We start from the raw sequence: 421 nt of genomic DNA, 5'->3' as shown, positions 1-421 counted from the left end.
GATCTGAGTGGCTACTCACTCGGTCAGGGCGGTTACTACAGTCCGCAGGAATACCTGTCGTTTGCCATACCGGTGATGTGGCGGGAGCGCACGGAAAACTGGTCGTGGGAGCTGGGTGCGTCTGGCTCGTGGTCGCATTCACGCACCAAAACCATGCCGCGTTATCCGCTGATGAATCTGATCCCGACCGACTGGCAGGAAGAAGCTGCGCGGCAATCCAACGATGGCGGCAGCAGTCAGGGCTTCGGCTACACGGCGCGGGCATTACTTGAACGACGTGTTACTTCCAACTGGTTTGTTGGCACGGCAATTGATATCCAGCAGGCGAAAGATTACGCACCCAGCCATTTCCTGCTCTACGTACGTTATTCCGCCGCCGGATGGCAGGGTGACATGGATTTACCGCCGCAGCCGCTGATAC

1 protein-coding gene is annotated in these 421 nt (G+C 58.0%); it reads left to right on the top strand.

Translation table 11 applies throughout. From position 1 onward, the window contains the following. On the top strand, window positions 1–421 hold a 421-nt coding region (locus FMN52_RS04245), incomplete at both ends, for a cellulose synthase subunit BcsC-related outer membrane protein (RefSeq protein ID WP_205424897.1).

The sequence above is a fragment of the Marinobacter sp. BW6 genome (assembly GCF_008107725.1).
Taxonomy (GTDB): domain Bacteria; phylum Pseudomonadota; class Gammaproteobacteria; order Pseudomonadales; family Oleiphilaceae; genus Marinobacter.
The sequence above is the reverse complement of the archived record's forward strand: the minus strand, read 5'-3'. Positions and strand labels throughout refer to the sequence as shown.